General features: G+C 60.2%; 12 protein-coding genes. 7 read left to right on the top strand and 5 right to left on the bottom strand.

Annotated elements, in window-relative coordinates:
* Positions 1-15 precede the first annotated feature (15 nt).
* Positions 16-834, top strand: coding sequence for an outer membrane protein assembly factor BamD (locus B7Y89_RS05230; RefSeq protein WP_292936387.1), 819 nt, complete (start codon positions 16-18; stop codon positions 832-834).
* A gap of 23 nt (positions 835-857) precedes the next feature.
* Here B7Y89_RS05230 and B7Y89_RS05225 read toward each other — a convergent pair whose 3' ends face one another.
* The gene (locus B7Y89_RS05225) at positions 858-1,832 is read right to left on the bottom strand and encodes a DUF481 domain-containing protein (protein ID WP_292936385.1); all 975 of its coding nucleotides are present in this window, start codon (positions 1,830-1,832) and stop codon (positions 858-860) included.
* Between the two features lie 174 nt (positions 1,833-2,006).
* Between B7Y89_RS05225 and B7Y89_RS05220 the strand changes: the two genes are divergently transcribed.
* Positions 2,007-4,169 (top strand): catalase, encoded by a 2,163-nt coding sequence (locus B7Y89_RS05220; RefSeq protein ID WP_292936383.1) that lies wholly within the window; start codon positions 2,007-2,009, stop codon positions 4,167-4,169.
* Between the two features lie 58 nt (positions 4,170-4,227).
* Here the strand turns inward: B7Y89_RS05220 and B7Y89_RS05215 are convergent, their stop codons facing one another.
* Entirely contained in the window at positions 4,228-5,292 is a 1,065-nt protein-coding gene (locus B7Y89_RS05215; RefSeq protein WP_292936381.1) for a glycosyltransferase family 1 protein, read from the bottom strand.
* A complete protein-coding gene (locus B7Y89_RS05210; protein ID WP_292936528.1) occupies positions 5,289-6,116 on the bottom strand; it encodes a UDP-2,3-diacylglucosamine diphosphatase in 828 nt (275 codons plus the stop codon). The genes B7Y89_RS05215 and B7Y89_RS05210 overlap by 4 nt, the downstream gene beginning before the upstream one ends.
* Positions 6,117-6,348: 232 nt before the next feature.
* On the opposite strand from B7Y89_RS05210, the gene recN reads away from it, so the two are divergent.
* From recN to B7Y89_RS05185, 5 genes are read left to right on the top strand one after another with little or no spacing between them, the layout of a single operon-like run.
* Complete coding sequence (gene recN / locus B7Y89_RS05205; protein WP_292936527.1) at positions 6,349-8,013, top strand: DNA repair protein RecN; 1,665 nt, start codon at positions 6,349-6,351, stop codon at positions 8,011-8,013.
* Complete coding sequence (locus tag B7Y89_RS05200) at positions 8,010-8,393, top strand: putative quinol monooxygenase (protein WP_292936380.1); 384 nt, start codon at positions 8,010-8,012, stop codon at positions 8,391-8,393. Before recN ends, B7Y89_RS05200 begins: the two co-directional genes overlap by 4 nt.
* Positions 8,390-10,492, top strand: a complete 2,103-nt coding sequence (ligA, locus tag B7Y89_RS05195) for an NAD-dependent DNA ligase LigA (RefSeq protein ID WP_292936379.1) — start codon at positions 8,390-8,392, stop codon at positions 10,490-10,492. The genes B7Y89_RS05200 and ligA overlap by 4 nt, the downstream gene beginning before the upstream one ends.
* 6 nt (positions 10,493-10,498) lie before the next feature.
* Entirely contained in the window at positions 10,499-11,125 is a 627-nt protein-coding gene (locus B7Y89_RS05190) for a LysE family translocator (protein WP_292936377.1), read from the top strand.
* Between the two features lie 34 nt (positions 11,126-11,159).
* Entirely contained in the window at positions 11,160-11,660 is a 501-nt protein-coding gene (locus tag B7Y89_RS05185; RefSeq protein WP_292936375.1) for a CinA family protein, read from the top strand.
* A gap of 55 nt (positions 11,661-11,715) precedes the next feature.
* Here B7Y89_RS05185 and B7Y89_RS05180 read toward each other — a convergent pair whose 3' ends face one another.
* Both B7Y89_RS05180 and bla read right to left on the bottom strand, forming a co-directional pair.
* Complete coding sequence (locus B7Y89_RS05180; RefSeq protein ID WP_292936374.1) at positions 11,716-12,621, bottom strand: 50S ribosomal protein L11 methyltransferase; 906 nt, start codon at positions 12,619-12,621, stop codon at positions 11,716-11,718.
* Complete coding sequence (bla, locus tag B7Y89_RS05175) at positions 12,618-13,511, bottom strand: subclass B3 metallo-beta-lactamase (RefSeq protein WP_292936372.1); 894 nt, start codon at positions 13,509-13,511, stop codon at positions 12,618-12,620. Before bla ends, B7Y89_RS05180 begins: the two co-directional genes overlap by 4 nt.
* Positions 13,512-13,521: the final 10 nt, after the last annotated feature.

Here is a 13,521-nt window from a genome sequence, read left to right as displayed (position 1 = left end):
GGCTATAGGGTCACCATGACGTCTTCTGCTCAAACGCAATCCGGCCTTCGCCGCCCGCTGCGCCTCGCCATCCTTGCTGCTGCCACAGTCGCTATGGGACTGACCGCTGGCTGTGCCGGTAGTAAAGGCAAAAAGGACGTCGCTTACGTCGCCCGCGACGTGGATACGCTCTATGTGGCTGCCAAAGACCGGCTTGATCGTGGTGATTCCAAACAGGCCGCTGCGCTGTTTGACGAAGTTGAACGCCAACATCCCTATTCGCCATGGGCCCGCCGCGCCCAGTTGATGAGCGCGTTCAGCTATTACGTCTCGCGCGATTATTCAAAGTCGGTGCAATCGGCGCAGCGCTTCTTGTCGATCCACCCCGGCAACAAAGACGCGCCTTACGCCTACTATTTGATCGCGCTTTGCTATTACGAACAGATCAGCGACGTCACCCGCGATCAGAAGATCACGCAACAAGCGTTGACCGCGATGAATGAACTGGTCCGCCGCTATCCCAACACGGATTACGCCGCCGATGCCCGCCTCAAGATCGATCTGATCAATGATCACCTTGCGGGTAAGGAAATGGAAATCGGCCGGATGTACCAGCGCAGCGGCAAATGGCTTGCCGGTACATTGCGCTTCCGGACCGTTGCGGACAAATTCCAGACCACCAGCCACGCGCCTGAAGCCTTGTACCGCTTGGTTGAAAGCTACCTTTCGCTTGGCCTGCCGGTCGAAGCGCAAAAGGTCGCTGCCGTTCTCGGTGCAAATTATCCCGGTAGCAAGTGGTACGAACGCTCGTTCAATCTGATGAACAAGCACGCTCCGGGCACCACTGCCATCTAAGGCTCGGGACGTATGGCCCCGCGCTAAAACCCGTAGACCAGCGTCAGCCGGCTGGTTGCATCGGTCCCCACGCCTCCCGTTTCCGGTGCGGTTTCATGCTGCACCATATACGAAAAGCGCGCCTTCAGCTTGCCCAGCAACTTCGTATCCAGCGCAGCCAGCGTATAAAGCGTGCTGCCGTGAGCATCGACATAAGCGCTGGCATCCTGGGTAAACTGCAATGAAGGCGTCAGCTTTACATTGACGTCGACCGAGGCCAGCCCCGCTACGATGGTCTCCTGTTCTCCGGTCGTCGCTGTCGTGCGCCGCCAGGCCGGGCCTGCCTTGACGTTCACTTTGGCGTTGTCCTGCGCAAACAGGCTATACCCCAATCCGCCAGACATGCTGTACCGCGACATGAAGCCCTGAAAACGGTCCTTTTCGTACTGGCCCAGCCCGAAAACATAGCCGCGCTGGCTGAACTTGTAATTCGGTTCGGCCGAAAGACGGGTTTGATCGCGCGTCACTACGTTTGCGATCTCTTGATAGTCAACGCGGCCCGCCGATCCGATCCGCCAGTTCTGGCCTTCCAACAGCAATTTGACGCTTCCGACAAAGCCGACCCCGGGCGCATTGCCGCTACTGGTAAACGCACCGATCTCGCCTTCACCTGTCCATTTCCTGATCACAGGGACGGCGTCAGCCACCGTATCCTGCGTGAAAGCTGGTGCGTTGGTCATAGGGGTGGGCGAGAGAGAGTTTGATGCAAGGGCAACAAATCCCGCCGCGTTTCGCCAGTTTGCAATCCGCCGGTCAATTTCGGCAATCGTCTGCGGGTGCGCCTGCCGCGCAAATCGCGCCACCGCCTCGATCCCTGCCGCATCGTCCGATGCCAAAGCCGCATCAAGGACGGCGGCCACGCCTGGTGGCAGAAGCTCGGAATCTGCCGTGATGTCCTGCGCTGGCACCTGCGCGGACAGCGCGGCAGCGGTTGCCAGAACGGCAAAGCAAGCAATCACAGAAAATCGTCCTCGGCATACGGTTTATCGAGCGACAAAACCTAACGAGATCAGTCCGCTATTGCCACACCTTTCCAACACACAATTGTGCCGCCCATGGAACCGCCCGCGGCACTGACCGTTCAAGCCGCAACCCTTTGCTTGCGCTTTCGCACTGCTTGTTCGGAGACTTCCATGAAACCCGACGCTCAATCATCAACCGCCGATTCGTCACCCACACTCGACAACGCGCTTCACGATCATCAGCCGGGACAGGGCGCAGCTTCTTATAAGACAGATGAAGGTGCAGGTGGCGAAACCCATCAGAATACCACGCTAGATACCGGCAAAGCCCATTCCGTGCTCACTGACAACTTCGGTCACCACATTGCCGATAATCAAAACAGCTTGAAGGCAGGCGCGCGCGGGCCAACGCTGCTCGAAGATTTTGTACTGCGTGAAAAGATATTCCACTTCGATCACGAACGTATCCCTGAACGCATCGTGCACGCGCGCGGATCGGGCGCGCATGGTGTGTTTGAATGCACCAAGGCAATCCCCGGCCTCACCAAAGCCGCGATCCTGCAAAAAGTGGGCGCAACTTGCCCCGTGTTCGTGCGCTTTTCCACCGTTGCAGGCGGCTCTGGCTCGGTCGACACCCCTCGGGATGTTCGCGGTTTTGCCGTCAAATTTTACACCGAAGCGGGAAATTGGGACCTGGTCGGCAACAACATCCCGGTGTTTTTCATCCAGGATGCGATGAAGTTTCCCGATCTCGTCCACGCTGTCAAAATGGAGGCTGACCGGGGCTATCCGCAGGCTGCCAGCGCGCATGATACGTTCTGGGATTTCATCGGCCTTATGCCCGAAGCCATGCACATGATCATGTGGGCCATGTCTGACCGCGCGATCCCACGGACGCTGCGCAACATCGAAGGCTTTGGCGTTCACACCTTCCGCTTCGTCAATGATGCGGGCGAGGGCAAGTTCGTCAAATTCCATTGGAAGCCAGTGCTCGGCCTTGAATCGCTGGTCTGGGACGAAGCTGTCAAAATCGCCGGAGCCGATCAGGATTTTCACCGCCGCGATTTGTTCGAATCCATTGATAGCGGAAACTTCCCCGCATGGGATCTGGGCGTTCAGGTGTTCGACGAAGAATGGGCCACCCAGCAGCCTTACGATGTGCTCGACGCGACCAAGCTCATCCCTGAAGAAGTCATCCCCGTCGATATCGTCGGGCGGATGACGCTCAACCGCAATGTCGACAATTTCTTTGCTGAAACAGAACAGGTAGCGTTCCTGCCGACAAACGTCATTCCGGGCATCGATTTCAGCAATGACCCGCTGCTCCAAGGGCGCTTGTTCTCGTACCTCGATACGCAAAAATCGCGTCTTGGAACCACCAACTTCCACCAGATACCCATCAACGCCCCCAAGTGTCCTTTCCATAACATGCAGCGCGATGGGATGATGCAAACGCTCGTGCCGACAGGTCGCGCCAATTACGAACCCAACAGCCTTGATGAAGCAGGCGAGGACGCAGGCCCGCGCGCAGCACCTGCCACCGGTTTCACCAGCTTTGCCGAGAACGCCGAACGCAATGATCCCACCGAAAAGGTCCGCGTCCGCGCCGAACTTTTCGCCGATCATTACAGCCAGGCGACGATGTTCTACCTCTCGCAGACCGCCAATGAACAGGCACACATCGCCTCTGCACTGGTGTTCGAACTCTCGAAAGTAAGCCTCGAACACGTTCGGCTGCGCGTGCTTTCACGCCTGCGCAATGTGGATGAAGATCTGGCTGCGCGTGTGGCCGATGGTCTGGCCATGGACTTGCCCAAGGCTGCACCTGCCGCCCGCAAGGCGGTCAAGCTTCCACTATCCGATGCCTTGTCGATCCAGAAGCAAGCCATGAAGACATTTGAAGGCCGGAAAGTCGGTATTCTCTTTGCAGATGGTTCGGATAAGGCGACCATTGATGAATTGACAAAAGGTATCGAAGCCGAAGGCGGCACGGTCTTCCTTGTCGCCCCCAAAGTCGGCGGTATTCCGGTCAAAGGGGGCACGCTAAAAGCCCACGGCAAACTGGAAGGCTCGCCTTCGGTCCTGTTTGATGCCGTCGCTTCTGTTCTGATGCCAGACGCCGCAGCCAAACTGGCCACCCAAGGCGCGGCGGTTCAGTGGTTCATGGATGCCTATGGCCATTGCAAAACCATCGCCCATTGCAAAGGCACACAAGTGATCCTCGACAAGGCGGGTGTGCTTCCAGACGAAGGTGTGGTCCCCAATGACCAACTCCTCACCGTTGGCCCGGTCCGCCACTGGGCACGCGAACCCAAAGTCCGCGACTTGGCGTAACTAAAAACCCGGCAAGCTCAATCGCTTGCCGGGCCTTTCTCCCTCTTAACAATGATTCTCAGGCGACCTGCAATTGCCTCACCGGCTTTGCAACTTCGCTAACCGCATCAATGAATTGATCTGTCGCGCGGTCCCAGTTGAACGAAGCGCCATGCACCGCAGCGCCCAATTTATCGCAGCGCAGTGCCTTCTGGATGGCCACGCTCAAATCCTCGTCAAGCGCACCAATCTTCATCGGCAAATCTGCGCCAGGCCCGTAGCCACCGGCTCCGACAATATCGAGTGGCCCTGCCACAGGGTAGCCCGCTACAGGCACACCACAAGCCAGCGCTTCGATCATCACCAATCCGAAAGTATCCGTGCGGCTGGGGAATACGAACACATCAGCTGAGCAATAGGCCTGCGCCAACGCCTCGCCATGCAGCGCGCCCAAAAAGCGCACATCAGGATAGCGCGCCTTCAGGCGGATCAGGTCCGGACCGTCACCGACGACAACTTTCGTGCCTTCGACATCGGCGTCCAGAAACGCTGTCAGGTTCTTTTCAATCGCCACCCGGCCGACGCTCAGCAACACAGGCCTTGCGATCCCGGCTAGTGCGGGCAGGATGGCGTGACCCGGACGGAACAACGTGCGGTCAATGCCCCGGGTCCAGATACGTGTCTGGCCAATGCCTTGCGCTGCCAATTCGCCTGCCAGTGTCGGGGTTGATACCAAAACCGCACGGCTTGGCGCATGGAAGCGGCGCATGACAGGCCAAAACATGTCCGCGTTCAAACCCGTGCGCGCGGCGGCATAGTCGGGAAAGCGCGTGTGAAATGCGCTGGTAAACGGTACGCCATTGGCCTTGCACCAACTCCGCGCGCTCCAGCCAATAGGACCTTCGGTCGAGATATGCACCACATCGGGCGCAAAGTCGGCCAAAGTGCGGCGCGTGCCAAAACGTGGAGCCATCGCCAACCGGATTTCGCTATAGCCGGGCAGGGGCATTGTGCGGAATTGCCCCGGCGTGATCAATTCAACCTCATGCCCGCGCGCGCTCAAGCGCTCGACTGTAGCAGCCAGAGTACGGACCACTCCGTTGACTTGCGGATGCCAGGCGTCCGTGCAGATCGCGATCCTCATGCCAATTCCTCCTCAAGTGCAGGAATGGGCGCCAGCGCAGCCTTCACCGCCGCCGCACGGCGCGTCTCTTCGGCCCAGTCGATGATCGACATTGCGCCATCGCGCTCTTCGACCAGAGCGGTGCAGCTTTCCACCCAATCGCCGTCGTTATAATAGGTCACGTCGCCGATCTGGCGGATTTCGGCGCAGTGGATGTGCCCGCAGACCACTCCGTCCACGCCCATGTCGCGCGCGGCATGGGCCACAGCTTCTTCAAAGTCGCAGACAAACTGGACCGCGTTCTTCACCCGCTTCTTCAGATAAGCCGAAAGCGACCAGTACGGCATCTTGAACTGCCGCCGCACCGCATTGAACCACCCGTTCGCGTGCAGCAGCAGCGAATAGGCTTTGTCCCCTGCAAAGGCCAACCAGCGGGCATAAAGCACCACGCCGTCAAAGCCGTCGCCATGAGTCACCAGCAAGCGCCGTCCGTCCGCCGTTTCGTGGATGGCCTCAAGTGCCAGTTCCACGCCGCCAAATTCCATCCCTGCATAAGGGCGCAACATCTCGTCATGGTTGCCCGCGATCAGCACCACCCGCGTGCCGCGGTGCGCCATCTTCAGGATGCGGCGGATCACCTCGTTGTGTGCATCGGGCCAGTACCAGCCCTTGCTCAAACGCCAGCCATCCACAATATCGCCGACCAGATAGAGCGTCTCACACTCAATCGACGCCAGGAAGTCCAGCAGCAAGGTAGCATTGCAGCCCCGGGTGCCCAGATGGAGGTCGGAAATCCATACTGTGCGCAGCTTTCGCTTGGGCCGGAACCCTCGCGGTTCTGGCATGTCCAGCCATGCTGGTATCGACGCAAACAGATCTGCCGAGGATTTAAACGGGACAGAACCGCCCGATTTCGCGCGAGAAGCCATGAAGCGCACCTTTCATCAGTTCGTCACGCTTTGGCGGATTCTCGTTGCGTCCGTGTGGCAGGGTGTCACGCATGTGAAACAAGACAAGAACGTAACATGACATCGACAGGTGACGAACCGCGAACAAGCCGCTAGAGAATCAACCGCAATGCTCACCAGCCTATCGATCCGCAACGTCGTGCTCATCGAAGCGCTGGACCTCTCGTTCAGCGGCGGCCTCGGTGTGTTGACCGGAGAAACCGGCGCGGGCAAGTCGATCCTGCTTGATGCGCTCGGCCTCGTTCTGGGTGATCGCGCCGATAGCGGCCTTGTGCGCGGCGGCGAAGATCAGGCCAGTGTCACCGCCACGTTTGAATTTGCCCAGCTTCCCGATCCCATCCGTACATCGCTGTCCGATGCCGCCGTCGATCTTGAACCGGGTGAACCGCTGATCGTCAAACGCCGCTTAAAGGCTGATGGCGGTTCCAAAGCCTTCATCAACGATCAGCCCGTCGGCGTTGCGCTTTTGCGGGATATTGCCCGCAATCTTGTGGAACTCCACGGCCAGCATGATGATCGCGGCCTCGTTAACGCGCGCGGCCACCGCGCCTTGCTTGATCGTTACGCTGGTGGAGAAGTTGCCGCAGTCGAACAGGCGTGGGGCAAATGGCGCAAAGCAGAAGACGCGCTGGCACAGGCCCGCGCTGCCATCAGCAAGGCCGCTGAAGAGCAAGACTTGCTCCTCGCACACCTCACCGAACTTGCCGCTTTGGCTCCCGAAGCAGGCGAGGAAGACGAACTCGCCGGCCAGCGCGCCGATATGCAAAAGGGTGAACGCCTTTCGGGCGACCTGATTGAACTGCAACGCCTTTGGGAAGGCTCTGACTCTGCACTGGCAGGCTTGCGCAGTGCCGCCCGCCGGCTTGATCGTATCGCCAGCGAACACCCGATGCTGGCCGAAGCTCTGGAATCCCTCGACCGTGCGGTGGTCGAGGCGGGCGAGGCTGAAGACAAGCTTGCCCGCGCCGCTGAATTGCTTGCCCACGATCCAGCCATGCTGGATCGCATCGAAACCCGCCTGTTCGAACTGCGCGCGGCTGCCCGTAAGCACAATTGCACGGTCGATGAACTGCCCGCCAAAATGATCGAAATGCGCGCAGCTCTCGACGCTATTGAAGGCGGTGAGGCACAAATCGGCACGCTTGAACGCTCCGCCCGCGAAGCCGCGCTTGATTATCAGGCCAAAGCAGAAGCTCTTTCGGTCATCCGCGCCGAAGCCGCTAGCCGGCTTGATAAGGCCGTTGCAGCAGAACTCGCTCCGTTGAAACTGGACGCGGCCAAATTCCACACCGCCGTCTTGCGCTTGCCTGAAGATCGCTGGGGGGCAGGCGGCATGGACGCGGTTGAATTTCTTATCTCCACCAACCCTGGAGCCGATTTTGCACCGCTGGGCAAAATCGCCTCAGGCGGCGAACTCTCGCGCTTCATTCTCGCGCTCAAAGTCGCGCTGGCAGAAGAGGGCGGGGCCGCCACGATCATCTTCGACGAGATTGATCGCGGCGTTGGCGGCGCAGTCGCCAGCGCCATCGGAGAACGCCTTGCGCGCCTCGCGTCTGCCGGCCAACTCCTCGCCGTCACGCACAGCCCGCAAGTCGCCGCGCGTGGTGACAGGCACTACATGATTGCCAAATCGTCCCAAGGTACTGTCACCCGCACCTCGGTCGGCCTGCTTGATGCTGCTGCCCGCAAGGAAGAAATCGCGCGCATGCTCTCCGGCGCCGAAGTGACCGCCGAGGCCCGCGCACAGGCAGATCGCTTGCTGGAGCAGGCATGACTCCAGATCGCCGCACCTTCATCGGCAGCGCCGCAGCCGCACTCCTGTTCGCCACAAGGGGCCACACGATGGAAGAAATCGATCCCGCACAGGTCTATGCCATCATTGGCCAGATGCAGTCCGCCCCCGGCAAACGCGATGAACTGATAGACTATCTTAGTGGAGGCAGCGCCGACATGCCCGGCAACTTGTCCTATGTGATCTGGCGTGACAAAGCGGACGAGAATTCCATCTGGATCACCGAAGTCTGGAAAGACGAAGCCTCACACAAGGCCAGCTTGGGCTTGCCTCAGGTTCAAGAAGCCATCCGCAAAGCCCGCCCGATAATCGCCGGCTTTGGCGCAAGGGCCGAGGTCGAGAGGGCAGGGGGCAAGCATTGAGCGTCGAAATCACCGAAGCCGAAGCCGCCAATGAATTGATGCGGCTCGCAAAGCTGATCGCCAAGCATAACCGGCTGTATCATGCCGAAGACACGCCCGAGGTGTCGGACGCCGAATATGACGCGCTTGTCCGCCGCAATGCCGAACTTGAGGCTGCATTCCCGCACCTGATCCGTCCTGACAGCCCCAGCGCGCTTGTCGGCCATGAAGTCGCCGCGTCACCTCTGGGCAAGGTCGCCCACGAAGTGCGGATGATGAGCCTCGACAACGCCTTCACCGATGACGAAGTTGCCGAATTCGTCGCCCGCGTCCGCCGCTTCCTCGCGCTTGGCGATGATGCCGAAGTTGTGATGACTGCCGAGGACAAGATTGACGGCCTGTCGTGTTCGCTACGCTATGAAAACGGCAAACTCGTCCGCGCTGCCACACGCGGCGATGGGCAAGTGGGTGAAGACGTCACTGCCAATGTCGCCCACATCGCGGACATTCCGCAGGAATTGCAAGGCGAGGGGCTGTTCGACATTCCCGCCGTCTTTGAAATCCGGGGCGAGGTCTACATGGCCAAGTCCGATTTCATCGCGTTAAACGCCGCGCAGGAAGCCAAAGGCGAAAAGCTGTTCGCCAACCCGCGTAACGCCGCTGCCGGATCTTTGCGCCAGAAGGACGCAGCCGTAACCGCGGCCCGCCCCTTGCGCTTTCTTGCCCACGGCTGGGGCGCAGCGAGTGATGTGCCCGCCGCAAGCCAGTACGAGATGATGCAGAAGATCGCGCGCTGGGGCGTCCCCGTCTCGCCGTTGCTCGTGCGCTGCCCCACAACAGCAGACCTCATCGCCCACTACCGGAACATCGGCCAGCAACGCCCGGATTTGCCCTACGACATCGATGGCGTTGTCTACAAAGTCGACCGGCTTGATTGGCAGGAGCGGCTGGGCTTCGTCGCCAAGGCCCCGCGCTGGGGAATGGCGCACAAGTTCCCTGCCGAACGCGCCGAAACCACACTCGAAGCCATCGATATCCAAGTGGGTCGCACCGGCAAGCTCACGCCGGTTGGCCGCTTGAAGCCCGTCCTCGTTGGCGGAGTCACAGTCACCAACGTCACCCTCCACAACCGCGATGAAATCGGGCGTCTCGGCCTGCGCGTGGGTGATCGCATCGTGCTGCAACGCGCAGGCGACGTCATCCCGCAAGTCGTCGAGAACCTGACCCGCGAAGAGCCTCGCGATCCCTACGACTTCCCGGATCACTGCCCAGAATGTGCGTCCGAAGCCGTTGCCGAAGAAGGCGAAGTCGATGTCCGCTGCACCGCAGGCCTGATCTGCCCCGCCCAGCGCGTCGAGCGCCTCAAGCACTTCGTTGGCCGCCCCGCGCTCGATATCGAAGGGCTGGGGGAGAAGACAATCGTCGAGTTCTACCAGCTTGGCTGGCTGAACAGCCCTGCCGACATCTTCCGGCTGCGAAAACGCCGTGCCGACATCGTCGGGCGCGAAGGCTGGAAGGATAAGTCTGTGGACAACCTGTTGGCAGCCATCGAAGCCAAGCGCTCACCCGATGCCGCACGCCTGCTCTTCGGCCTCGGCATCCGCCACATCGGCGCGGTAACAGCCCGCGATCTGATGAAGCGCTTCGTCACGCTCCCCGCGCTGCGCGCCGTCGCAGAACGGGCAAATGAAGCTGCGCCGACTTCGCCGGACACGAATGGCGTTCAACACGAAGCCGTCGCCGAACTGCTTTCAATCGACGGCGTCGGCCCCGTCGTGGTCGAAGCGCTTGCCGATTTCTTCCACGAACCGCACAATGTCGAAGTCTGGGAAGACCTGCTCTCGGAAGTCTCACCTCCCGATTATATCGTTGAAACCAAAGCCAGCGCGGTGGCCGGAAAAATCGTTGTCTTCACCGGCAAACTGGAAACGATGAGCCGCGATGAAGCCAAGGCCCAAGCCGAAGCGCTTGGCGCGCGCGCTGCCGGTTCCGTTTCGGCAAAAACCGGCCTCGTCGTTGCAGGACCCGGTGCCGGGTCAAAGCTGAAACAAGCAGCCGCCCTTGGCATAGACGTGATCGACGAGGCCGCTTGGGCCGAAATCGTCAAGAACGCGGGCTGACTGGCTATGGCGTTTCACACTTGGTGGCTGTTTGTCGTCACCGTGTTCTTTATCTCCGGCTCACCCGGCCCCAACATGCTCCATGTCATGACGCGTAGTGTTGAACTTGGCCTTGCCCGTTCCACTTTGGCGATGGCGGGGTGCTTTATTGCCGTGGTCATGCTTCTTTCGGCCTCCGCGCTTGGCCTTGCTGCCTTGCTCGCGGCGCTGCCCGGAGCATTCACGGTGTTGCGGGTCTTGGGTGCGGGCTATTTGCTGTGGCTTGGCTATAAATCGTGGACTGCCAAAGATGCCCCTGTTGATCTCGTTGACGGACAACGCGTACCAACTATTTCGAACTGGCGGATTTTCCGCACGGCCTTCACTGTCGGCATATCCAACCCCAAGGCGCTGCTGTTTGCCGCCGCGTTCCTTCCGCAATTCATCGATTCCACCAAGCCCGAACTGCCCCAGTTCGCGGTGATGATCCTGACGTTTGGCGTGACCGAAATTTCGTGGTTCTTTGTTTACGCGCTTGGCGGGCGGTCCATCGCTTCGGCGCTCACGCGGCCTTCCTTGAGGACGCTTTTCAACCGCATCACGGGCGGCGTGTTTGTCGCCTTTGGATTGGCGATGCTGGGGTCGCGGTCATAAAAACAACGCCGCATCAGGCGGTTGGGAGAATGTCATGCTCGAGGACCTCGCCGCAATCGCCGCCGAAGCCGGAGCCATGCTTAAAGCGCGTGGTCAGAAGATCGCCGTTGTCGATGGTGCAACCGGCGGTCTGATCTCGGCCAGTCTCCTCGCGATGACCGGCGCTTCGGCCTATTTCCTCGGTGGAAGCGTGATTTATTCCATGAAAGGCCGACGGATCGCGCTGGACCATGCGCCAGGGTCCTTGCGCGCTTTTACCTCAGCAACCGAAGCCTATGCGACCGAACAGGCGCGCCTTATCCGCGAACGGCTTGGCGCGGATTGGGGCATTGCCGAAACCGGCGCGGCGGGTGGTGGCAGCGCGCATCCGCTTGGCGTGGCATCGGGCACCAGCGCGTTCGCCGTGGTCGGGCCGAACGGCATCACCGCCTCGTGCCGTATTGAAACCGGCAGCAATGACCGGCTCGCCAATATGCAGGCCTTTACGGCAGGCGCGCTCACGCTTCTGCGCGATACATTGGCTGCACATCCCTGATGTAAACCCTGCGTTTGCGTGGCGCAGAGGCTTTTTAAGGTTATTGGAGCTGTTGTCAGCGAACAGCCCGACGCCGCAACCATAGAATCGACCAGTCCCCGCGCACCATGCGCGCTGCCAGCCTAAAGCCCGCCCGCCGGTAGGCCGCGCGCACTGTCGCCTCTTGCGTTTCCAACAGGCCTGCCAGCAACACATTGCCGCCAGGCATCACCGCTCCGGCAAAGTGTGGCGCTAATTCAACCAATGGCCCCGCAAGGATGTTGGCAATAAGCAGGTCATAAGGCCCGGCCGCCTGCAGCAGTGGATGGTCCATCCCTTCAGCAATCACCATTGCCAACTGGCCGCCGCCGTCGCCCAACTGGATCCCGTTGTTATCCGCGTTCTCGGCCACCACTGGCCCGCACACTGCATCGATGTCGCTCGCCACAGCCCGTGCGCGCGGCCACAAATGTAGCCCGGCAAAGGCCAGCAGCCCTGTGCCCGTGCCGATGTCCGCCAGATTGCGCACCACCACGCCGCTGGCTTTCATATGGCTCAACATCGTCAGGCACCCGGCGGTCGTCGCATGCTGTCCAGTGCCAAACGCCTGACTCGCCGGGATCACAAAGTCGCGCACGCCCGCATCATCCGTCGCGGGATAATCAGGCGTATGAACATAAAAAACACCCTCGCGGATCGGCTCTACGCCCTGCTGGCTCAGGGTTACCCAGTCTTCATCGGGCAATTCTTCGACCAATAGCTTGGGCGCACCACCGGCAAACAAGGCGCTGATCGCCGCACGGTCGGCCTTGGTCGGCTTGCGATCAAGCCATGCTTCCAATTGCCAGTCGTCAGGCTTGTCCTCGGCAATCTCGCTTCCCGCGATCACGATATCGTGGTCCCAATCCCACGCGTCCTCATGCGCCACCAAAGCGGCTTGCACCACGTCACGCGCCGCAAATGCAGTGATTTTCCAACTCATGGCAGCAGTGCCGTATCAAGCCGCGCGCGGGCAGACTTCACGATAACGCGGCAATCTTCTTCTTCATACAGCGGCTCTGTGCCCGCCATCCGCTGCGCCATCGCGCTGACGCCGGGGTGGGGGGTGAGGACGATGCCGCAGTCCATCTTGTCGATTGCGTCAAAAGTCTGGCGGAACATCGCCACGCGCTCAGGATTTGCACTGAACCGGTACGTCCCCAGTTGCAGGGCCGAAATACTGTCAAGGTAAGTGAACTTGTGGCACTCGCTCTCCGCACAGCTTTGCCACGTCCAGCTCGTCGAACCCTCGGTATGCCCTGGCGTTGCCAACATCGTAAGCCGCAGTGGCCCCGCGCGCAAAGTTTGCCCCGCTTTCATCACGCGGTCCGGCTTTACCGGATCAAAACCGTGGATTTCCTGCACTTGCGGATCGGCCGGGCTAACCTTTCCGCTGCGGAAAATAGCTGCCGCCTCGTCACGTACAATCACTTTGGCACCGGTCGCTTTTTTCACGAACGCCAGTCCGCCAACATGGTCAAAATGCTCATGACTCGACACGATCCAGCGCACGTTTTTCGGGTCAAACCCTGCCGTGCGAATGTTGGCGATGATTTGCGGTGCGGCTTCTTCCGTCGCAGAATCCAGCAATACGTGCCCTTTTGGCGAAGCCAGCAGCAGGACGGTGACGTTGCATGTGCCCACATACCACACGTTGCCAAAGATGCGCACCGGCGGTGCGGGATCGTCAAACGTCTCTTTGCCCTTGCATTGCTCGGTTAAGCGCTGGCCCGCTGCCGGATCGGCAGCTTCGGGGGCCGCAAGGGCAGGGGCGGCGATGGTCAGGGCGATAATTTGGGCGATGCTGCAAAACAGCAGTGGACGAATGGTCATGGGCGTTGTT

The sequence above is a fragment of the Novosphingobium sp. 32-60-15 genome, from assembly GCF_002280675.1.
In the GTDB taxonomy this organism is placed as follows: domain Bacteria; phylum Pseudomonadota; class Alphaproteobacteria; order Sphingomonadales; family Sphingomonadaceae; genus Novosphingobium.
Note: the sequence above shows the minus strand (reverse complement) of the source record. Positions and strands in the feature narration are given on the sequence as shown.

Excerpts from the sequence above, each read along its gene's own strand:
- B7Y89_RS05220 (WP_292936383.1), top strand. The coding sequence starts at position 2,007 with ATGAAACCCGACGCTCAATCATCAACCGCCGATTCGTCACCCACACTC.
- recN (WP_292936527.1), top strand. The coding sequence starts at position 6,349 with ATGCTCACCAGCCTATCGATCCGCAACGTCGTGCTCATCGAAGCGCTG.
- B7Y89_RS05230 (WP_292936387.1), top strand. The coding sequence starts at position 16 with ATGACGTCTTCTGCTCAAACGCAATCCGGCCTTCGCCGCCCGCTGCGC.
- B7Y89_RS05180 (WP_292936374.1), bottom strand. The coding sequence starts at position 12,621 with ATGAGTTGGAAAATCACTGCATTTGCGGCGCGTGACGTGGTGCAAGCC.
- bla (WP_292936372.1), bottom strand. The coding sequence starts at position 13,511 with ATGACCATTCGTCCACTGCTGTTTTGCAGCATCGCCCAAATTATCGCC.
- B7Y89_RS05215 (WP_292936381.1), bottom strand. The coding sequence starts at position 5,292 with ATGAGGATCGCGATCTGCACGGACGCCTGGCATCCGCAAGTCAACGGA.
- B7Y89_RS05200 (WP_292936380.1), top strand. The coding sequence starts at position 8,010 with ATGACTCCAGATCGCCGCACCTTCATCGGCAGCGCCGCAGCCGCACTC.
- B7Y89_RS05185 (WP_292936375.1), top strand. The coding sequence starts at position 11,160 with ATGCTCGAGGACCTCGCCGCAATCGCCGCCGAAGCCGGAGCCATGCTT.
- B7Y89_RS05210 (WP_292936528.1), bottom strand. The coding sequence starts at position 6,116 with ATGCCAGAACCGCGAGGGTTCCGGCCCAAGCGAAAGCTGCGCACAGTA.
- B7Y89_RS05190 (WP_292936377.1), top strand. The coding sequence starts at position 10,499 with ATGGCGTTTCACACTTGGTGGCTGTTTGTCGTCACCGTGTTCTTTATC.